This window comes from Chryseobacterium sp. MYb328 (genome assembly GCF_037572595.1).
Classification (GTDB): domain Bacteria; phylum Bacteroidota; class Bacteroidia; order Flavobacteriales; family Weeksellaceae; genus Chryseobacterium; species Chryseobacterium pennae.
Map to the genome: position 1 here is coordinate 42,737 of NZ_JBBGZQ010000021.1, position 21,265 is coordinate 64,001.

23 protein-coding genes are annotated in these 21,265 nt (G+C 34.3%); 9 read left to right on the forward strand and 14 right to left on the reverse strand.

Features of this window, described 5'->3' with window-relative positions:
• Nucleotides 1–2 precede the first annotated feature (2 nt).
• The 4 genes from WH267_RS18570 (at nucleotide 3) to WH267_RS18585 (ending at nucleotide 3,423) form a co-directional block, all read left to right on the forward strand.
• Nucleotides 3–1,310 (forward strand): outer membrane protein assembly factor BamB family protein, encoded by a 1,308-nt coding sequence (locus tag WH267_RS18570; protein WP_340010191.1) that lies wholly within the window; start codon nucleotides 3–5, stop codon nucleotides 1,308–1,310.
• A gap of 41 nt (nucleotides 1,311–1,351) precedes the next feature.
• On the forward strand, nucleotides 1,352–1,837 hold the full coding sequence (locus WH267_RS18575) for a hypothetical protein (protein ID WP_340010192.1): 486 nt from the start codon (nucleotides 1,352–1,354) through the stop codon (nucleotides 1,835–1,837).
• A gap of 174 nt (nucleotides 1,838–2,011) precedes the next feature.
• Nucleotides 2,012–3,040 (forward strand): hypothetical protein, encoded by a 1,029-nt coding sequence (locus WH267_RS18580; RefSeq protein WP_340010194.1) that lies wholly within the window; start codon nucleotides 2,012–2,014, stop codon nucleotides 3,038–3,040.
• Nucleotides 3,041–3,078: 38 nt separating this feature from the next.
• A complete protein-coding gene (locus tag WH267_RS18585; protein ID WP_340010196.1) occupies nucleotides 3,079–3,423 on the forward strand; it encodes a hypothetical protein in 345 nt (114 codons plus the stop codon).
• A gap of 47 nt (nucleotides 3,424–3,470) precedes the next feature.
• On the opposite strand, the gene WH267_RS18590 is transcribed toward WH267_RS18585, so the two are convergent.
• Genes WH267_RS18590 through WH267_RS18605 form a run of 4 tightly spaced genes read right to left on the reverse strand, consistent with a single transcriptional unit; the run spans nucleotide 3,471 to nucleotide 5,945 of the window.
• The gene (locus WH267_RS18590) at nucleotides 3,471–4,073 is read right to left on the reverse strand and encodes a hypothetical protein (protein ID WP_340010197.1); all 603 of its coding nucleotides are present in this window, start codon (nucleotides 4,071–4,073) and stop codon (nucleotides 3,471–3,473) included.
• 21 nt (nucleotides 4,074–4,094) lie between these two features.
• Nucleotides 4,095–4,580, reverse strand: coding sequence for a hypothetical protein (locus WH267_RS18595; protein ID WP_340010198.1), 486 nt, complete (start codon nucleotides 4,578–4,580; stop codon nucleotides 4,095–4,097).
• Nucleotides 4,581–4,600: 20 nt separating this feature from the next.
• Nucleotides 4,601–5,251, reverse strand: a complete 651-nt coding sequence (locus tag WH267_RS18600; RefSeq protein WP_340010199.1) for a hypothetical protein — start codon at nucleotides 5,249–5,251, stop codon at nucleotides 4,601–4,603.
• A 52-nt stretch (nucleotides 5,252–5,303) separates the two neighbouring features.
• On the reverse strand, nucleotides 5,304–5,945 hold the full coding sequence (locus tag WH267_RS18605) for a hypothetical protein (RefSeq protein ID WP_340010200.1): 642 nt from the start codon (nucleotides 5,943–5,945) through the stop codon (nucleotides 5,304–5,306).
• Nucleotides 5,946–6,218: 273 nt separating this feature from the next.
• Between WH267_RS18605 and WH267_RS18610 the strand changes: the two genes are divergently transcribed.
• Complete coding sequence (locus WH267_RS18610) at nucleotides 6,219–6,713, forward strand: SRPBCC family protein (RefSeq protein WP_123318138.1); 495 nt, start codon at nucleotides 6,219–6,221, stop codon at nucleotides 6,711–6,713.
• A 159-nt stretch (nucleotides 6,714–6,872) separates the two neighbouring features.
• Here the strand turns inward: WH267_RS18610 and WH267_RS18615 are convergent, their stop codons facing one another.
• From WH267_RS18615 to WH267_RS18625, 3 genes are all read right to left on the reverse strand, one after another.
• Entirely contained in the window at nucleotides 6,873–7,379 is a 507-nt protein-coding gene (locus WH267_RS18615; protein ID WP_340010201.1) for a hypothetical protein, read from the reverse strand.
• Between the two features lie 14 nt (nucleotides 7,380–7,393).
• Complete coding sequence (locus tag WH267_RS18620; protein ID WP_340010202.1) at nucleotides 7,394–7,966, reverse strand: hypothetical protein; 573 nt, start codon at nucleotides 7,964–7,966, stop codon at nucleotides 7,394–7,396.
• Between the two features lie 176 nt (nucleotides 7,967–8,142).
• Nucleotides 8,143–8,604, reverse strand: a complete 462-nt coding sequence (locus tag WH267_RS18625) for a DUF3291 domain-containing protein (RefSeq protein ID WP_340010204.1) — start codon at nucleotides 8,602–8,604, stop codon at nucleotides 8,143–8,145.
• A gap of 93 nt (nucleotides 8,605–8,697) precedes the next feature.
• On the opposite strand from WH267_RS18625, the gene WH267_RS18630 reads away from it, so the two are divergent.
• On the forward strand, nucleotides 8,698–9,060 hold the full coding sequence (locus WH267_RS18630; protein WP_340010206.1) for a winged helix-turn-helix transcriptional regulator: 363 nt from the start codon (nucleotides 8,698–8,700) through the stop codon (nucleotides 9,058–9,060).
• 41 nt (nucleotides 9,061–9,101) lie between these two features.
• Here the strand turns inward: WH267_RS18630 and WH267_RS18635 are convergent, their stop codons facing one another.
• The 5 genes from WH267_RS18635 to WH267_RS18655 form a co-directional block, all read right to left on the reverse strand.
• A complete protein-coding gene (locus tag WH267_RS18635) occupies nucleotides 9,102–9,743 on the reverse strand; it encodes a membrane lipoprotein lipid attachment site-containing protein (RefSeq protein WP_340010208.1) in 642 nt (213 codons plus the stop codon).
• Nucleotides 9,744–9,945: 202 nt separating this feature from the next.
• A complete protein-coding gene (locus tag WH267_RS18640; RefSeq protein WP_340010210.1) occupies nucleotides 9,946–10,152 on the reverse strand; it encodes a hypothetical protein in 207 nt (68 codons plus the stop codon).
• Nucleotides 10,149–10,433 carry a hypothetical protein gene (locus tag WH267_RS18645; protein WP_340010212.1) on the reverse strand — a complete coding sequence of 95 codons (285 nt, stop codon included), beginning with the start codon at nucleotides 10,431–10,433 and terminating at the stop codon, nucleotides 10,149–10,151. Before WH267_RS18645 ends, WH267_RS18640 begins: the two co-directional genes overlap by 4 nt.
• Entirely contained in the window at nucleotides 10,418–11,173 is a 756-nt protein-coding gene (locus WH267_RS18650; protein WP_340010214.1) for a LytR/AlgR family response regulator transcription factor, read from the reverse strand. The genes WH267_RS18645 and WH267_RS18650 overlap by 16 nt, the downstream gene beginning before the upstream one ends.
• Nucleotides 11,170–12,252 (reverse strand): sensor histidine kinase, encoded by a 1,083-nt coding sequence (locus WH267_RS18655; RefSeq protein ID WP_340010216.1) that lies wholly within the window; start codon nucleotides 12,250–12,252, stop codon nucleotides 11,170–11,172. Before WH267_RS18655 ends, WH267_RS18650 begins: the two co-directional genes overlap by 4 nt.
• A gap of 449 nt (nucleotides 12,253–12,701) precedes the next feature.
• Here WH267_RS18655 and WH267_RS18660 point away from each other — a divergent pair, with 449 nt between their 5' ends.
• From WH267_RS18660 to WH267_RS18670, 3 genes are read left to right on the forward strand one after another with little or no spacing between them, the layout of a single operon-like run.
• Nucleotides 12,702–13,802: an efflux RND transporter periplasmic adaptor subunit gene (locus tag WH267_RS18660; protein ID WP_340010217.1), complete on the forward strand. Its 1,101-nt coding sequence runs from the start codon at nucleotides 12,702–12,704 to the stop codon at nucleotides 13,800–13,802.
• 18 nt (nucleotides 13,803–13,820) lie between these two features.
• Complete coding sequence (locus tag WH267_RS18665) at nucleotides 13,821–16,946, forward strand: efflux RND transporter permease subunit (RefSeq protein WP_340010219.1); 3,126 nt, start codon at nucleotides 13,821–13,823, stop codon at nucleotides 16,944–16,946.
• 6 nt (nucleotides 16,947–16,952) lie between these two features.
• On the forward strand, nucleotides 16,953–18,368 hold the full coding sequence (locus WH267_RS18670) for a TolC family protein (protein WP_340010221.1): 1,416 nt from the start codon (nucleotides 16,953–16,955) through the stop codon (nucleotides 18,366–18,368).
• Between the two features lie 507 nt (nucleotides 18,369–18,875).
• Here WH267_RS18670 and dnaK read toward each other — a convergent pair.
• Both dnaK and WH267_RS18680 read right to left on the reverse strand, forming a co-directional pair.
• Complete coding sequence (gene dnaK, locus WH267_RS18675) at nucleotides 18,876–20,771, reverse strand: molecular chaperone DnaK (protein WP_340010223.1); 1,896 nt, start codon at nucleotides 20,769–20,771, stop codon at nucleotides 18,876–18,878.
• 188 nt (nucleotides 20,772–20,959) lie between these two features.
• Nucleotides 20,960–21,256 carry a hypothetical protein gene (locus WH267_RS18680; protein ID WP_148060702.1) on the reverse strand — a complete coding sequence of 99 codons (297 nt, stop codon included), beginning with the start codon at nucleotides 21,254–21,256 and terminating at the stop codon, nucleotides 20,960–20,962.
• Between the last annotated feature and the right edge of the window lie 9 nt (nucleotides 21,257–21,265).

Sequence of the window (21,265 nt, forward strand, 5' to 3'; positions counted from 1 at the left end):
CCATGAACAAGATCAAAAAACTAATACTCCTTATTTCAGTATCAGTTCTCTGGAGCTGTCATAACAATACCCCGAAAGCAACTCCAAGTAAGGTGGAACACGCAACTCTACTTGTAGCTACAGAAGGGAATATTTTTAATTTTGATCTTGATAAAAACAGGATTGCCTGGCAATATAAAAGCCCGATAGACTCGGCTGGCAACAGAAACCTTTTTACTCTGGACGGACAGAATATTTTTATGCCTTTTGAAAGTGGAAAGTTCATCAATTTTGATCTTAATACCGGAAAAATTATCTGGCAGCAACAGATTTATGGAAATGAGGGAACTCCAATGAGTATGAGCAATGACAGGAATGCTGAAGCTGCAGTACTGCGCCCATTAGTTCCTTTATTCATGGCTAAGCCTTTGGTGGATGGTGAGAATATCCTGATGGTATCTGCCGGGCAACCGGAATATGTAAAGCGTGCCTGGCTATATAATTTCAACAGGGAGAAAGGAGAAAGAACATGGCTGAGTGAATTGCCCACAGTATACAATTATTTTGCGCCTGTAAAATACCGTGATTCTTATTTTGTGAACTCTGCTGTTTTCCTTAACAAATACAGCAGATCAAGTGGTACAGATACTTCCTACGGAATGTTTGACGGTGATGTGGAAATAGCCGGCCAACCAAAACAGCATCATGAATCTAATCAGTTTACCAATACTACATACAGTCAGATCCAGACTGATGGAGAGAATCTGTTTATTGCTGAAGATGGTGGGAATATTTATGCTTTACACCTTAACAAAGATGGCAATCTGCCTGATGGAGATATTTCTGATCCTAATAACACCTTTATTAAAAACCCAAAAGTTTTCAAATGGGTATTCCAGGATAAAACTTATGGTTCACACAAAAGCAACAAATTCTTTTTGGAAGATGGTACTTTATATGTAGAATTCGGGCTTCCTATTGATGGTAAGACTTGTCTTTTTACGATCAATGCTGATGATGGGAAAATGAAATGGAGAAAAATTTTACCCTCAGAAATAAAGAACTGGACAATTAGTGGCGATAAAATCATTGGTAATACTGCAAAAGATATTTTTTATATGGATACTAATGGGGAAAATTACACAGAATTCCGTGTGAAAAACATTCCAGTCTCTGATATAAAATCTATCGATAAAACTCATTTTATATATGTTACCCAACAGGGAATTGAAGTTTTTGACACGGCTTCCAAAACAGCAAAATTAGTAGTTGTAAAAGCATTCAATAATAATGAATACAATAATCTGCAGATACAGTATATTTCAAAATAAATACCTCAACAGGTTTAATAATTTGATCTGAAAGAAAAGACATGACCAAAATTAAATTCAGAAAAAGCAATATTATCATCAGCATTATCCTTTGTCTGCTGGGGATCTCTTTTTTTGTTTACTTACTGATGAAGGAGGATTTTATCATACAATTGATTTCGGTCTTATGGATTTCTATCATATTATATATCCTTTACATCCGATACAGGCAACTGACCAGAGCTAACAGCGGTACTTCGGGATTGGAAATGAATGATAAAGGTATCCTGAATTCTACTTTATCAAGTCCGCTATTTTTAAGCTGGAAGGAGATTGAAAGTTTTAAATCAGGTTTTTACAGATCTAACCATATCTTTATCAAACCCAAAAATCTGGAAAAATATAAAGATAAAAACAAGCTGATACGGCTTATTAAAAGTATTTTTTCTCCTAAACCTGATATCCTAATGATTGATACGGATGTTTTGGAAACCGGAAAAAAGAAATTATTTGTATTGCTGAATAATAAGCTCCGTGAAAATAGGTGATTCTTTAATTTTATAGGTTAGACAACATTTTATTTTCAATATTCTTTATTTTATTGTATTTTGCTTTCCCTCAAAAATATTGGAACCAGGATAACACAATCCGTGCACTATTTTATAATCTTTCCGATTATATCTTATGCTTAATCTGATATAAAAAACTAAAAAACCAACACGATGAAATTCAATCTTAAAAAAAAATCTGTTATACTCTGGGGCATTATCCTCATTGCGGTAATCCTTTTACCAGACGCCGAAATGTATTATCAACGATACAAACTGAGATCTGAAAAACTTCCGGAACAATATAAATCATACTCTACCCTGGATAACCTGAAAGATACTGACTATGAAATCATTAAAATATCATATGGCATCCACGAACCTGTAATTCAGGAAAATGACAGTACCATTGTGATCATTACCAAAAGAGACCGGGATTCGGAAAAAGCAGGTGCTGCCAATACCTACACATGGTATAAAATAAACCTAAAGGGGCAGATAACAGACAGCCTTCAATATCAATACAATACTGAAAATGGGCTGCATAATTATCAGACTTTCAATGATTATATTGTAGATGTAGATCAGAATACCTACAGTAACTGGATGAAGGATGGTGACACCACTCATTATCCGTATAAAAATTTAGATGATGCTAAAATATTTTCGGTGGCAGAAACAGAAGATATCACTGCAAACAGAGACTATATGTATGATGATATTATTCATTCCGAATCACCGGGGAATGAATACAAGTATAAACTGACTGTATTTAAAGATAATATCTGGAATTATTTTTATGCTGAAAAAGACTGGCATGGCTATCCTAAAAATACACTTAATAAAAAGGCTATTGATTTCAGTAATTCAGGGTATGAGATAGATAAATCTTCAGGACTTATCAAAAGAGATCATGTTCAAAAAGAAAAATGGAATGCCCGCACTTTCTGGAGCCTAAAAAACTTCAGCTGGGGAAGCGGAAATGGATCAGGTAACCGTGGATGGTCTGGAACATCCTATTTTTCTATTAATATGCCAAAGAAAACCCTGCATTATAAACAGAATGTTTTCATAGAACGTCCTGACAATTATCTCAGGGATCCTTTTTCTTATTTTGTATACCAGCCTAAAAACGGAGACTATATGCTGTTAATTGATGAAGAACATCAACTCTATTACCTCATAAGACCTAAAAAGCCTTAGAAAGATTAATTTAAAGTTCACTACACTACAATACTCTTATGAAAATCTTTAAACTTTTTTTGAAAAGGCTTCTCATTACAGGCATCCCCTTGGTAAGTCTCTATATTTTTGCAGAAATCGCTTTTCAGAATAACCGTGAAAGGGAGCACCCTACAGATGTTGGCTTAGGGATAGCATTTCTGCTGACATTTATTTTATTCGTATTATTTATTGGCTTTTTGACAGATTTTATCATCAGACTGAGAAAGAAAGAGTATAAAACAGCACTTACCGACCTTCCTTTTCTTTTGTGTTTTATATTTCCGGCTTTATATCTTGCCTGTTTATGGGGCGGTGGTGATGGCTTCTGCAGCTGGATTATTGCTACAGCACGTAATCTGTAATCAGACTGCATTCATTTTCTGTTTTACTGTTGAATCGGAATTGAAAACTATTCTCCAGCCTTCACAGTATCATAAGTATTAAAACTTTTATAGATCCTGGTTTCTTTTAATTTTCCTTTTTTATAGATCTCTACTTTTTCTATATCTGAAGATTTTTTGTTGAAGTATTTTATTTCAGTCAACTGCCCATCATTATTGAAAAACTCAGTCTTAAGATTTCTTCCGTCTTCCTGATAGTGTTTCGTTTGGAGGTTTCCGTTCTTTTTATAGGAATACCTCTTGAGGTTATAAAAATTGCCATCGTTGTAGGAGATTCCTTCATATGTGTACTGAGCCGTATATTTTCCTTCTTCTATCAGCTGCTGTTTATCATTGTAAATGAAATAATAGGCATCATTTTTAGGATTTATCAAGGTATAATGTACCGTTAATTTAGGATGACTCTCAGGGTACTTTATCATCACATCTTCTTTTCTGAAAACAGTAGAATCATTCTGGGAAACCCATAGTGTATCTGTATCCTTAGGACCACTTTTGTGATGTATTTTTGAAATGATGACATTTTTATGCTCATCATTTTTACCTTTAGTACAGTTGCAGGACAGCATGATACTGATGGGTAACCATAGAAATAATAGTATTTTCAGCATTTGAATCATTTTTTATTTTTGCTAAGGTATCGTTTCTATTCCGGATAGCTTAAATGCTCCTTTTTCTTCTTTTAACCAAAAGACAAATTGAGCCCCTTCATGTCCGTCTCCAAATTCATTCCGGCGTTGCGTCGTATATAATACAATATAAGTTCTGTCTTTAAATCCCGGATCAGATCCGTCAAAAGAAAACTTTGTTTCATTCCGGTTCAGTCTTTCCAATAATTCTTTGTTAAAAATAGTGTCAACATGTTTTTGATAGAAAGCATCCTTCCCCACAAAATAGTTTTTTTCCGGTGCTGTCTCAAAGCACAAGGAACAATACACTTTTTTAGTTGTTAACTGATTTAATGCTGCATAATCTTTCTGAGTAATCAGATGAATTATTTTTTGAGTAAATGCTTCCGCTTTTTTTTGCAGTTGCGGATTCACTGATTTTGTTTGTCCATAACAGACCAACTGTAATCCGGTTAGAAATAATATGGAGAGGTATTTTGTCAATTTCATTTTACTATTTTTTGGTGATTTTATTTGTATTCATTCTTCGTATTCAGCTGTGCTTTATAACCCGGAATATCAAAGTGATGGGTGTCATTGTCTGCTTTTTCAAAATTATGATTGTCTGCTTTTTCATTGCTGCGAAAAATAAAAACATAAGCATAATTTTTACTTTCCCTTTCCAATTTTTCCGTTCGTTCCAATCCTACCAGATCGAACTCATAAATTCCTTTGGACAGATCAAAACCTTTTGCAGGAAAATAAGATTCAATATGTCCGTCTGCTCCTGTCGGGATCTGATCTTCCTTATCTGTTATATTCTGTTTGATATTTTCCAGACGGTATTCCAGATAATCAAAGCTGGCAAAACAAATCCGACCCAAATCACCTACTTCAAGAAAGAAGTTGTTATATCTAAAAACCTCATCATATCCCTGTGGTAATTCTACACTTTCTTCATCTACAGAAATAAAAATTGTATATTCGAAAACACTGATCTGATAGAAAGGCAGAAACCGCCCCTCTTTAATGGAGCTCAAAAAAAGCTCTTTATGCTTATCAAAATAAGACAGCAACTTTTTACCTCGGCATTTCTTTTCCTTTAGATATTCTGTAAACAGATCTGTTGAAATAATGGCCATGCCATAGCCATCTGCAGAAAATTCACCTATATTTTCCATTGTATTAATTCTATTTTTACTTCTGATTGATCAATTGTTAGGCCCTGCTTTTTTAACAAGGAAACCACCACCAGATTGAATATATCTTATTGTTCTTAAAGGATATATTAATATGTCCGTCTGAAATTCCTTCTTTATCCTCCCTTAACGTGATCATCGGAAGTTCTCCCTCATCATAGGTTTCCAAATGACTCATGTTTCGTACTGAATTCGGAAATATCTTTTTGGTATCCTCCAACGTAGTATTTGAATCTATTCTGATTCCTTTATACAGAATAAAATTTCCCTTGATAAACCTAAAGCTGCTAACTCCTACTTGTTGTTTGCTGTTTTCAAAACATGATCCGTTTTTATATAGATATTTATCATTTACATCTCCTTCTTCAAAAATGTAGGAACATGGCTGCTCATCAGCCATCAGTTTGGTACTGTCCGCTTTTCCAAAATTTTTTTCAAAATCCTTGATATCAAAAATCCGTTTTGTTTTACCATTGAACCGGATATCTTCAGCCAACATCACGTCATCCTTTCCATCACCAATTATTTCTGCCGTCTGACGGATATCCTGTACAGTTGAATCCGTTTTACCTTTAGCTTCCTTTAGTTCGGTTTGGGGTGACACCTGCTTTTCTTCCTTTTTCTTATGACAGGCCTGAAATAGAATGATTGTGAATACAATAGAAAAATACTTCATACTTTAATTTGGTTTACATGGTATAAAAAACGCTGATCTAAAACAAACAAGAATATTCGTCTTATACTGTCAGAATTGTTTTTGTGAACACGAAATTACAAAAAAAGGCTTACTAATCTTTTTTTAAGCTCATTATTAATCTTTTTTAACTTTTATAATAAGAACCACAGATTAGTTTCTAAAAGTTCATTATCTCAGATATTTACCTCAACTTTTAGTATTATTTTGTAATTTTAAATAAAAAGATTAATAACCAACTCCTAAGAACAAATTATGCCCCATATTTATCACGCTATACTCATTGGTTCCTCAAAAGAAAAAGTATACCACGCCATTGCCAGCCAGTCCGGATTATCTGCATGGTGGACTCCCCATACCAAAGCCAGCACTGAAGTTGACAGCGTTGCCCGATTCTCATTTGGCCCGGATTATTTTAAAGAAATGAAAATTGTAAAGCTTACCCCTTTTGAAGAAATTCAGTGGCATTGCATCACTGGTGCTCATGAATGGATTGGAACTGATATTTCCTTTCATCTTTTATCCGGAGATAAGGAAACATTACGCAAAATGCATCCTGAAATGGAAGGCCAGATTGAACAATTAGTATATGACAGTGGTACCTTATTAATTTTCCATCACAAAAATTGGGATACCTACTCACCTATGTTCGCTGAATGCAATTATACCTGGGGACAGTTTCTGAGAAGCTTAAAATTGCTTTGTGAAACAGGGAAAGGAAAGCCTTGGCCTCATCAGCATCGTTTATGAGTTGTTTTTAAGGTAGGAAGCTGGATGAGGGAAGCTGGAAGTTACTTTTAGTCTTATCATGAATGACTATCATAATATCAACTTATCGTTTTTTAGGAGCGTGATAATTTCTAGACTTAATTTTTAGCTTTAAAGCATTTTATCCTGGACTTGATTAAATTATGGAATCATGTCAATTCCTGTTATTTTAAATTTCCCTTCTTTTTTTTCCAAACTAATCATTCCCTGAGTACCTTCCCATGTTTTTGAAGGTGGAATCAGCGTATATAAAAAACTAATGCCGTGTATGTTCATTTCTTTATTAAAATAAGGATGAAAAAACGGCATAGTAAACTTCTCATGTTTTTTAACTTCAGTTTTTAACTCTTTTTCAAAAAAGACTTTATAATGTTTTTTTTGAAATAAATTCTTGGTTACCTCCACTGTAACAAGGTTGCTGTTTTTAGCTTCTACATAATCAAGACAAGGTCTGCAATAGAAGGGAAAATCACAAAGTGTTTTTATTTTTTCTTTATCATTTCTGGTAACCGCATCCGTAAAATCTCTCCAGAATTTTTGTAAAAGAATCTTATCCTGAGTAGATATTTCATCATCAGACTTATTTTTCTGCCCATAGATGGAGACAGAAAATAGAAGACAACTTATTAAAATCAGAATACTTCTCATGGCAGATTCTTCATTTATTTCAGGTTATTGTTTGCCTTATAAAATCTGTCATCTGTTTCTTTAATAAAATCGAGATAACTGAAATTAGCCGCCTTATTTTTACGATACTCAAGATAATCATTATAGTACTGGAATACTCCGCCCAATCTGGATGTTAGCAAAGGGATTTCTTTAGTGCTGATAGCTTCTACATATCCCACTTTTTTCCCTTTTTCATTCACCATAGACAGCACCAGATACGTAATATTATTCTGTTTACCACTAAAAACCCTGGCTCTTTCCACATTATCTTTACCATTATCAAAAACCAGTTTGAACCTATCTTTCTTATTCAGTAGATAATCCAATACTTTCTGAAAATTATCCGGATTTTCAAGAGTTAATTTAAATCCTTCAAACTGAGTCCCGTTATCCTTTCCATAAAAAGAAAGCATTCCTGGAGTATAATATTCTGAGTCCGGAGCATCTTCAATCCTGATTCCGCCAAAATTGATGGGAAGCTTTCCATCATTAACAATATCTGCTTTATATATAGAATATTGAACGGCTTCTGTTCCCACACCGACTCCATAGGTTTTCAGTCCCATTGTTTTTAACTCAGTTTGTTGAGCAGGAAGCATTATTTTCTCTAAATCAAAACCCTGACTTTGGCATGATTGAAATAAAAATGAAAAGCCTGCTATTAAAAAGAAAAACCTCAGTTGATGCATCGTATTAAAATTTTGTATGGATAATGGAGGGACAAGATACAAAATTTAGACTCTTAGCCTCCAATATTTAATTCAGGTTTCTGAAATACCGTTTGAAAATTAAAGGCATATTCCGATGGTCCGTTCTTCTGAAGATACTCTAATCTTTCTAAGGCTTCTTCTACACTTGGATATTGATTGTTTTTAATCCACCACAGGACATAATAGGCTTTTCCATACTTGTGAAACCACTCTTTTCTTCTTCGTAAAAAATCAACATGAAATGTTTTGTAAGTAAAATATTCTAATGATTTTATATCTTCCCACACCGAAAGATTGATGATAACCTGTTCATCATTAAACGGATTAAAACCGGTGGCATTATTCTCTTCATCTTTTAATCTCCAGATAAATCCATTGCTTTCTTCCGCCAGCTGATTTACCGAATCAAAATGATCAACAAATTCTTTCATTACAGGGTCTTCGATATTCACTCCAATCATTCTGGCTACATTGATTTGTGCTAACTGATACATTTTTTTATGTCTTGTTTTATGTCTATTATTGTGTAAAAATAGAAACTGCAGCCTTAGCATAAAATAACTATCAATTTAGATACTATAAAAAAGATGGAAAAAAAATGTGTGACTTCCTATATCAATGTTGACCAAAAATCTTACCCCTGTGCGGTAAGCTTTGTCATGGATCTTATAGGTGGAAGGTGGAAAGGAGTTATTCTGTGTCACTTAAAAAATGGCGATAAAAGGTTTGGAGAGCTGAAAAAAGAGCTTTCTTTTATTACAGAAACAACATTAAGTCTTCAGCTGAGGCAATTGGAAAGAGACGGTCTGATTACCAGAACTGCTTTCGGAACAAAACCTCCTGTGAAAACAGTCTATAGCCTATCAGCGTTGGGCCTTTCATTCATTCCGTTGCTGGATAACATCAATGAATGGGGCAAAAATATTCTGGAAAAGAAAATAACATCTTAAAAACTTGAATTGTTTTCAGATTTTTAAGATGCTCGTTTCGTTTAATATACTTTACTTCCTTTGATTGTAAGGGCATGTTTAGTTTTTATTGAAGGGCAGCATCTTCCATCCTCTTCTGTATATTCCAGTTTTTCTACAATGATCTTTCCATTTTTGATGGTATCAAAAGCAAACAGATAATCCGGTTCATATCCTGCGATTACTTTAACGCTATGCCCATCATTTTTGTACAATGATAATCCTTGCCCTATCAGTGCATTTCCACCTTCTGGTGCAATATTCCAGTAAATAGCTACATCATCAATCCCATCACCGGTAAAATCTCCAACATGAGGGTCCTGAAGATCAATTACCCCGTCATCATAGGTCTTAAGAATTTTAGGTAGATAGGCTTCAAATTGCTTTACGGCCAATTTTACAGCTTCTTCGTTGGAAATCCTGTCTTTGGCAGTTTCCTTATCTTTTGGTTTCACTTCCTCTTCTCTGGATAATGATTTTTCTTCTTTCTGTTGCTCTTTGTTTTCAGGTTTATTACAGGCTGTCAACACTGCTAAAAAGCCTATGATAGCAATCATCTTTTTCATATATTCTGTATTTCTGATGATAAAATTGAGGCGATAAATATACAGCAATATGATAAGATCAGGGCTATTGGAAAGTCCATAAACACAGATATTCAACATTTTTCTATAAAAAAGTGATTAAAAAATCTGCGCAACCATTTGGTTTCATATAAATTCATATCTATAAAAGCTCCCAGTCAATGAATGATTGGGATTTTTTATGTTTAAAATTCAGACATCAATAAGTATAATAACAAAATATAAAACAGCAAACAGATAAAAACATTGATTGCTGAAAATAAAAATTCACACTCCAAATTCCCTATTCATGAGTTGAAATAGTTCCAAAAGCAGGATAAGAAAGGGGTAAAGAGTGAGTATTGACAGGGAACTGACTAATTAAATGTATAAACTCATTTCTATACTTTTCAAAATCTGCATTATCAGCCTTCCCTTTAGTGTTATGCTCCGGCTCACCCTCAATATTCTTTTTAAAATTGGGAGCGATGTAAAGGGCAAGGGCCCTCACAGATATTGTTTTATTTGAGTCTTTTTATTTCCTCTGCTTTCTTCTAAAATTTTTCGGTTACAGGAATTACAGTGAAGAAGCATTTCACTGGCAGTCATTGTTCCCCATTGAGGTTCATGAGCTGATGATATTTTTTTAATTCTTGTAATAATGAGATCAGCAGACTTTTTTAAAAGATCTAATTTCCTGTTATTGGTTTTGTAGAGGATTAATACAAATTCGTCTGAAATAAGTTTAAACAGGTTTAAATCTAAAAGTTTCTGATTTATAATCCCATCCAATTTTTAAATAACTGAGCTTTTTCTCTACTGATTATGATTTCCATCTTTAAAGCCCTGTCAATTTCCACTTTAAGTTTTCCGTTGAAGTAATTATGAATATGATGGATGCTGTCAATATTAATAATAAATTGTCTATTGGCACGGAAGAACATTTTCGGATCAATCTGTTTTTCAAGTTCTTCTAGAGTTTGTGTGAATGTTTCTATTGAGCCGTCTTTAAGTTTCACTTTAGACATCTTGAACTCAGAATAAAAATAAAGTATATCACTTATAATGATAGATCTAAACCCATCTTTTACCGGCAATAGAAAACGGCTTCGATATTGTTTATACCCTAAGAGTTCTTTCAGGTTTTCAATCAAATCCTGATGATTGGATGGCAATAAGTTTTCTGCTTTTTTGATTGCTTTCTCAAGCTCAATTTTGTCTACTGGTTTTAGGAGGTAATCTATTCCATTATTTCTGAAAGCTTTTAAAGCATACTCATCGTATGCCGTTATAAAAATCAAAGGAGCGTTAATAGTCACGTTATCCAATATTTCAAAACTCAACCCATCTGAGAGTCTGATATCCATAAATACAAGATCTGGAGCAGGATTTTTAATAAACCACTCTGTAGCATCTTCAACGCTGTCTATTATTGCATCAATTAATGCAGTAGGTCTTATCATTTTTAAAAATCGAACAAGTCTGTCTGCGTTCAGCTTTTCGTCTTCAATGATTATAATATTTTTAATCATAATTTCAAAAGTGGTAATTTTACAACAAAGTTTTCTCCATCATTATTAATCTTTGGCTCTCGCACTGAAAGAAGGCTATATCTTCTTTGTATATTCTTTAATCCTATATTGGATGAGGCTATTATTTTTCCCATAGGAATTAAAGTATTCTCTATCGTTATTTCATCTTTTTCGTTATCATAAATCCTGATTTTTAAGGGATGCTTTTTATTAGTTCGGTTATGTTTAAGAGCATTTTCTACCAATAATTGCATTGTCATCGGAGGCAGGGAAAGATTTTTTGTTTTATCGCTTATATTTATATTAAAACACACACCATTCCCTTGTCTATATTTTATAAGAACAATGTAAGCATTAAGAAATTTCATTTCTTCTTCAAGTGAAATGGTATCCTTTTTTGAATTGATCAACATATAACGATATATTTTAGTAAAATTTTCTGCATACTCATACCCCATGTTAGGATCTTCCAAAATAAGTTCAGAAAGAACACTGAGATTGTTAAATACAAAATGAGGGTCGATCTGAAGTTTTAATGCCTGTAGCTCCGATTCCATAGCTAATTGATTGAGTTTTGAAGCTTTTAATGATTCATTTTTCCAATTAGTAACCAGATAGTTCCCTGTGTTTACTGCCATAATCATCATAGAGATAGCCATACTTATTAATATCCACTGTATCGTTGATCTCGCCTCGTCAGTAGACATATTTAGAGCTCTCCCCTTCACGGTATCAGAGATCGTGTAAAAACTAAGCAACAGGTTAACAATTAATACCATTACAATATTTAAGGTTAACTCCACTGCCAGCCTTTTTATTGGGCTCTCGGTCCATGGTATATATTTATTCAGTTTATTACTGAATGTTATACTGAATTCGGTAATTATAATACATGCAATAAGTGTACATCCAAATTCTTTTAATAAATCCATCGATGTCTGATCAAAAAAGAACTGCCATTCTTTACAGTAAGGATCAATAAGAAATGACACCAAGTACATTAATATAAAAGCTGATAGTACAATAATAACACGTTTTACTGTATTACTAAAAAAAATTTCTCGTTTTGGTAATTTCATTTTTTGAGCTTTAAAAATACAGTTTGTATTCTCTCCTAATTTATTGCAAAAATGCCAAATTAAAAATCCAATGTTCAATTTCTTTTAACCCAAACATAGATTTTAGCCTCTGTAGTATACAATCTCCTTTCTGAAATGAAATTATTAGTTAATAAGAATAAATGGTCAGTGATTATTTAGTTTATAACACCAGATTTAAGCTTTGCATCAAGAAAAAAACCTGAGAGAGTATTTCAGAAGTCGGACAATGCTAGTTTACGAAAACTAATTAGTGACAGGCATTTATCTTTTTTAGCACGAACTAGTATTTAAAATGAAATTGCTTTGGAGAGAGATATTTCAATTTCAGAATTAAAAATATACGCTTCGGTAATTTTAATACTATTCGACTTGTGATTGTTAAGTTCTTTGTATCTGAAAATAGTTGAAGTGAACATAATTTTATTTGTATGGTAAGGAAGAATTCAATTCTAATAAAGGCATTGATCATACCAATTCTATTGCTCTCTTGTGACAAACAGGTGAAAAATGAGAACGATGTACTTCTAAAGGTAAATTTTAGAAATGTTACAAAAGATACTGCAAACATTGAAAAAAAATATCCGGGAGCAATAGAAGGTGCTGTAAATGTAGATATCAGAGCCCAGGTAACAGGCTATCTTGATCAGATTTATGTCAAAGAAGGGGAATATGTAAATAAAGGAAAAGTACTATTCCGGCTTAAGTCAGACGTATATCAACAGCAGGTAATCAATGCAAAAGCAGCTTATGAGTCCTCTCTAGCAACACAAAGATCGGCTGCTATTGAAGTACAGAAAATAAAACCTTTGGTACAGGGAAAAGTCTACACCGAACTTCAATTGCAAACTGCAGAAGCAAACCTTATCGCAGCCAATGCTCAGGCAAAACAAGCACATGCGGTAATAGGAGAGACTCAAATTAATATGGGTTTTACATCAATAAAAGCTCCGGTTAGCGGATATATAGGACGCATTCCAAACAGAGTTGGTAATTTGATTTCGTCCACAGACACCCTACCGCTGACTACCTTGTCCGATATAAATAATATTTTCGCATATTTTTCTCTAAACGAAGTTGATTTCATTGAATTCATTAAAAATAAAACATCTGGTCAATTAACAGAAACAGCACAGCTCTTACTTGCTGACAATTCATTATATCAATATACTGGAAAAATTGAGATGGGAAGCGGAAATATAGAGCGGAATACAGGTAGCATTGCTTTGAAAGCAGTGTTTTCTAATCCGCAACATATTATACGGTCAGGTGCTTCTGGAAAAGTTGTTCTCACTAAACAGCTGAATGATGTTATTTCTATTCCAATGGACGTCGTAAAAGATATTCAAAACAGATATTTTGTTTTCAAGCTTTCTTCCGGAAATGTTATTAGAATGACTCCCATAGAAATCTTGGGAAAATCCGGAAAAAATTACATCATAAAGTCTGGATTAAAACAAGGAGATAAAATTGCAACAGGCCATATAGACCTACTTACGGATAATATAAAAGTAATACCTACTATAAAATAATAAACTGATTCCATAATTATGCTTAGAAAAATTATTGACAGACCAGTACTCGCTACCGTAATTTCTATTATTCTACTTATACTGGGAATTATTGGACTTCTTGAACTTCCCATTACCAGATTTCCAGATATTTCACCACCTACTGTTCTAGTACGAGGTAATTTTCCGGGTGGAAACAGCGAAACCGTATTACGCTCTGCAGTAACACCACTAGAGGAGCAAATTAATGGCGTGGAGAATATGAGATATATAAAATCAACCGTTAATAACGACGGTTCATTTGGTATTTCTGTAATCTTCAAACAAGGTGTGGATCCTGATCTTGCAGCAGTGAATGTACAGAATAGAGTACAAAGAGCAACATCAATACTTCCGGAAGAAGTTGTACGCCAAGGAATCAGTACGTCAAAACAACAAAACAGCATGGTGATGTTTTTTGATATTTACACAGATGATGATAGTAAATATGATGAGCTTTTTATTCAGAATTATGTTAATATCAATGTTGTACCACAACTAAAAAGAGTATCTGGAGTGGGGCAGGTACAGATCTGGAGTGCAAAAGATTACGCAATGCGTGTATGGCTTAACCCTCAGAAAATGACATCTTACCGACTTACTCCTAATGATATAAAGACTGCTATAGCAAAGCAAAACATTGAAGCATCCCCTGGGAGACTTGGTGAAGAATCCAATGCAGCTTTACAATATGTGATCCGCTATAAGGGGAAAAAAAATCTACCAGAGGAATACGATAATATTGTTGTAAAGCGAGAAAACAATAATCTCATCCGCCTCAAAGATATTGCAAGAGTAGAGTTTGGTTCTATAAGCTATAGCGGAGAAAGTCGTTCCAATAGAAAAAATGCTATTTCTATGGGGGTATTACAAGCTACCGGCTCAAATGCTCGTGATATTGAAATTGGAATTATTAATGAATTGGAAAAAGCATCCAAAGCTTTCCCTCCAGGTATGAAGTATCATATTTCAATGAGCTCCAAGAACAGATTAGATGAAGCGACCAATCAGGTAAATAAAACACTAATAGAGGCTTTTATCCTTGTATTTATAGTAGTCTTTATATTTCTTCAGGATTTCAGATCGACCATCATTGCCGCTATTGCAGTACCTGTTGCTATTATTGGTACCTTTTTCATACTGCTGGTTTTAGGGTTTACCATTAATATCCTGACATTATTTGCTCTGGTTTTAGCTATTGGTATTGTGGTAGATGATGCAATAGTGGTGATAGAAGCTGTACACTCAAAAATGGAGGGTAGCAGCTTATCTGCCAGGGAAGCTACTCACAGCGCGATGAGTGAGATTACCGGAGCAGTAATCTCTATTACCTTAGTAATGGCTGCAGTCTTTATTCCGATAGGCTTTATGTCTGGATCTGCAGGACTTTTCTATAAGCAATTTGCTTACACACTGGCAACAGCTATAATTATTTCATCTGTTAATGCTCTTACTTTAACACCGGCTTTATGTGCATTACTATTGAAAAACAATCATCACTATAATGAAAATAAACAAACGTACAGAAATCGTTTTTTTATAGCCTTCAATGCAGGATTTAACAATCTGACAAACAAGTATGTTTCTGGTGTTCATTTACTCATAAAAAAGAAATGGTTAGGGACAGGATTTATTATATCTACAATTGTTGCGGCAGCATTGTTGATGGGTAGTACTAGTAAAAGTTTTGTGCCCATGGAAGACGATAATTTTATCATCTACGGTATGACACTACCACCTGGAACCGGGCTGGAAAAAACAACAGCAGCTACCAAAAAGCTGGACAGTATATTAGCTACGATTGACGAACTCGAAATTAAGACCACTATAGCCGGTTATAATGTAATGAGTGATGCAGCCGGAAACAATTATGCTGGTGGATGGGCAAAACTGAAAGATCCTAAAAACAGAAAAAAACTAAAAACCATCGAATCTATTCAGGAGGAAGTAGAGGAAAAGCTTGGAACACTTGAAGAAGGCTCTATATATGTCTTTCGGTTACCACCAGTAGAAGGTTATGGTACCATGAGTGGAGCTGAAGTAATGATTCAGGACAGAATGGGAAAAGATCCAACATCCTTAAAAGCTATGGCAGATAAAATAATGAATGAATTACGGAAACAAAAAGGTGTAAAAAGTGTCTCTACCACATTCCGTGCAGATTTTCCGCAGTTTGAGCTAGAGGTAGATGAGGACAAAGCAAACCAACTAGACGTGGATGTTGATAAAATGATGGAAACAGTACAAACCTATTTCGCCGGGGACTTTTCGCAGAACTTTATCCGATTTGGAAAATTCTATCGTGTAGCCATAAAAGCTGACGGCATATTCAGAATGGATGAGGATGCTTTCAATGAAATATTTGTCAAAAACGAAAAGGGAGATATGGTTCCTGTGAAATCTATTATAAGATTAAAGAAAATGTATGGGCCAGAAATGATGCAAAGGTATAACTTATATAACGCTTTAAGTATTAACATAGAATCTGATTCTGAAATAAGTAACGGAGCCCTTATGGAAACCCTTGAGAAAAATGTATTTAATAAGATGCCAAGTGGTTACAGCTACGAATGGACAGGGTTAAGTCTGGAGGAAAAATCATCCGGAAATCAGTCCATGATTATTGTTATTCTTAGTTTATTGTTTGTCTATTTTCTGCTTGCTGCACAATATGAAAGTTACCTGCTCCCTCTAGCAGTCCTACTTTCTATACCAGCTGGAATTATAGGAGCTTTCTTAGGAATAAAATTATTTGGACTTGACAACAACATCTATGTACAAGTAGGATTGATTATGCTGATAGGATTGCTTGCCAAGAATGCTATTCTTATTGTAGAATTTGCAATGCAACGAAGAAAAGCAGGGCTATCTATTACCAAAGCTGCTATGGAAGGAGCCAAAGCAAGACTGAGACCCATTATTATGACATCACTCGCCTTTATGGCCGGAATAATCCCTTTGATGTTTACATCTGGAGGAACTGCGGCAGGAAACAAATCAATAAGCAGCAGTGCAACTTTTGGAATGCTGAGTGGTGTTATTCTAGGTATATTTACTATTCCTCTATTGTACATTTTTTTCCAACACCTTCAGGAAAAAATTTCTGGGAATCAATCTATTAAATAAAAAAACATGGTTTCAGTTAAAAAAAAAATAGTTTTTATTATTCTTCTGAGTACATTGCTCAATTCGTGTAGCATAGGAAAAAAATACAGCCGTCCAAATATTGCTGTCCCCGAACATTTCAGAGATCAGTCAATTGAAAATAAAAATAGCATTAATCTGAAATGGAAAACTTTTTTTAAAGATCCGGTACTTGTACAACTCATTGAAAAAGCATTGGAAAAAAATGCTGAAATTTCTATTGCAATAATTAGTCTAGAGCAAGTTGAGCTCAACTATAGACAATCAAAGCAATCTCTGCTGCCTATCATTGGGTTTACAGCAGGAAGCAGTCGCAGCTGGATTTCCAAGAACTCTTTGAATGGCTCCCTAGTTGAACAGTTTAGCAGCAGAAATTATATTGATGATTTTGATACATCTGTACGCTTGTCCTGGGAAGCGGATATTTGGGGGAAAGCTAAATTACAGAAAGAACAGGCTTTAATAGGGTATTTTATGCAAAAAGAGAATCTGAGCGCTCTTAAAACGAGAATTATCACTCAGGTCGCTCAGGCATATTATAATCTTATTGCCTTGGATGAACAATTGAAAATAGCACAAACAAATGTGTTTCTTAGTGATAAAACATTGGAGATGACAAAACTTCAATACCAATATTCTTTGACAAGTTCCGTAGGAGTGGCACAATCAGAAGCACAAAAAAAAACTGCTGAAATGATAATCCCAGTTGCAAAAAAAAATATTGCAGTTCAAGAGAATGCATTAAGTATTCTTTGCGGCCAATACCCTAATGCTATAGAAAGAGCAGGATATCTTGAATCGATAAATACTTTAGCTGATTTTGAAACAGGTGTCCCAGTCGATATGCTGGCCAACAGGCCGGATGTGAAAGCTGCCGAATATGACTTAATGATCTCTAATGTAAGAACCAACTTAGCAAAAATAGATATGTATCCGACATTCAGTATAACTGCTTCATCCGGATTGAATTCTTTCAATTTTAGCAATTGGATAAACATTCCCGGTTCTTTAATAAAAAATATGGGTGTCAATCTCACACAACCAATTTTCAATAAAGCAGCATTGAAGACGGCCTATAAAATAGCAGAGCTAAATCAGGAGAAATTGGATAAAAAGTTCAAACAAACCATAATTATTGCTGCTGGCGAAGTAGCAGATGCATTAGCTATAATTAAAAATACAGATGAACAGCTTTTTCTGGCAACAGAAAAAGGAAAATCACTGACAAAAGCATCTGAAGATGTAGATTTACTTTACAAAAATGCAAAAGCAAACTATTTGGAAGTAATTATAGCGCAAAATAATGCCCTTGAAAATGAATTGGAAATCATTGCTATGAAAAAAGAAAAACTGACCTCCATTATTGTGCTTTATCGGTCCTTGGGAGGAGGCTCGCAAGAATAGTAAGCTTAGTTCAATTAATATTTAAAAAAAAAGAACCCCAATATTTAAACATTTAAATATATACCACTTAAGAACAATTCTTCTATGATTAACTTTAATGAAATTACGGAGGGTTTTTATATCCCGGATGAATTTTGCATTCATCCTGAACAAGATATCCAAAGTTTCATTATTGGTAATCCTTTTAAATACTACTCTACTATGCCTCAAAGTGAAGTGATGATCATTAGTATTTTATTTCATTTGATTGATTTTCGATGTTTTCAAACATTCCTCCATTTTTTATATATGCAGAATTAATTTAAAGGATATATATCTAAAGAATTAGTCAAAATATCTTTTTGTAAATGGAATTCATATCATTACTCATATTCGCAACAACGTGAAGAACTCTGTGATGGAAATCAGTAATAAAAAAATGTATTGACAAGAATAGACATGAAAAAACCGCTTTAAAAATTAATTTAAAGCGGTTTTAATTATTTATTACGATTGTTTAACCGGTAATTATTTTACTTCTTCGAAGTCTGCATCCTGTACATCTTCACCACCAGCGTTGTTTGCGCCAGCGTTTTGAGCACCTGCATCAGCACCCGGCTGTTGACCCGCTGCATATAATTCTTCAGAAGCAGCCATCCATGCTGCATCTAACGCTTCAGTTTTAGCTTTTACGTCATCTACATTTTTAGCTTCGAAAGCAGTTTTCAATTCTCCGTGAGCTGCTTCGATTGCTGCTTTTTTGTCAGCAGAAAGTTTTTCACCGAATTCTTTCAATTGCTTTTCAGTCTGGAAGATCAATCCGTCAGCTTTGTTGAATACTTCAACTTCTTCTTTTCTCTTGTTATCTGCTGCAGAATTTTCTTGAGCTTCTTTTTTCATTCTTTCAATTTCCTCGTCAGAAAGACCTGAAGATGCCTGAATTTTGATATTCTGTTCTTTACCAGTTCCTTTATCTTTAGCTGATACATTCAGGATACCATTAGCATCGATATCGAAAGTTACTTCAATTTGAGGAACTCCTCTTGGTGCTGGTGGAATATCTGAAAGGTCGAATCTACCAATCTCTTTGTTATCGTTGAACATAGGTCTTTCTCCCTGTCCTACTCTGATGCTTACAGCCGGCTGGTTGTCAGAAGCTGTAGAGAATACTTCAGATTTTTTAGTTGGGATGGTAGTGTTCGCTTCAATTAATTTAGTGAAAACAGAACCCATTGTTTCGATACCTAAAGAAAGTGGCGTAACATCTAATAAAAGTACGTCAGTTACATCTCCAGTCAAAACACCACCTTGGATTGCTGCACCAATTGCTACAACCTCATCCGGGTTAACTCCTTTTGAAGGTTTTTTACCGAAGAATTTCTCAACTTCTTCCTGAATGATTGGGATTCTTGTAGAACCACCTACCAGGATTACTTCGTCGATATCTGAAGTAGATAAACCTGCATCTTTCAATGCTTTAGCAACCGGTTCCATAGATCTTCTTACCAAGTCAGCAGATAATTGCTCAAATTTAGCTTTAGTTAAAGTCTTCACTAAGTGTTTAGGACCTGTAGCTGTAGCAGTGATATAAGGAAGGTTGATTTCAGTTTGTGCAGAAGCAGACAATTCGATTTTTGCTTTTTCAGCAGCTTCTTTTAATCTTTGTAAAGCAATTGGATCAGCTTTCAATTCAACACCTTCTTCAGCTTTGAATTCGTCTGCCATCCAGTTGATAATTACATCATCAAAGTCATCACCTCCTAAGTGAGTATCACCGTTTGTAGACAATACCTCAAATACACCGTCTCCTAAATCAAGGATAGAGATATCAAAAGTACCACCACCAAGGTCATATACAGCGATTTTCTGATCTTTGTGAGCCTTATCCAAACCGTAAGCTAATGCTGCAGCTGTAGGTTCGTTGATAATTCTTTCTACTTTAAGACCTGCAATTTCTCCAGCTTCTTTAGTAGCTTGTCTTTGAGCATCGTTGAAATATGCAGGAACAGTAATTACCGCTCTTGTTACTTCCTGTCCAAGGTAATCTTCAGCAGTTTTCTTCATTTTCTGAAGCGTCATTGCAGAAATTTCCTGTGGCGTATATTCTCTATCGTCGATTTTTACTTTTACAGTATCATTTGGACCAGCAACTACTTGGTAAGGTACTCTTGAAATCTCTTTAGCATCTTCTTTGAAGTGTGTTCCGATAAATCTTTTGATAGAGTAAACAGTCTTTGTTGGATTCGTTACAGCCTGTCTTTTTGCAGGATCACCTACTTTTCTTTCTCCATCTTCTGTAAATGCTACGATAGAAGGAGTAGTTCTCTTACCTTCTGCGTTAGGAATAACAACAGGGTCTTTACCCTCCATTACAGCAACACAAGAGTTGGTTGTTCCTAAGTCAATTCCAATTATTTTACTCATAATATTTTTATTTTTTCTAATTTTTATATTTAATTTACACTCACTATTTCACAACATTTGTACCATATCCCGTTTTGTGACAAAATGACACAATAAAAATAAAAACCCCGATTAAATCGAGGTTTTATTAAATCAATATGGAAATTTTTTCATATCAATGAATCGGCATTCTGTCTTTTTTATGAATATTAATTCAATGGGACTAATTTGATGGACTTGCTACATGAATTTTCAAATCTAAAAAACAAAATACCATCAGTTTTTTCTACAAGGATTTTTTTGATCCAACCTCCTCCCTGAGGGTTTTTAAAATATTCATTTATAATAAGGTGCTTGTTTTTCTTGTCTACATAGAATTTTCCTCTTCTGTAAGCAGACGGAACTACAACAATATCATTATTATAATCAGTCTTTGAAAGATATCTGATCTCCCCATTTTTTTTGAATTGCAAAAAAGCATTAGAATCATTCCATGAATCTGCCATGGGAACAAT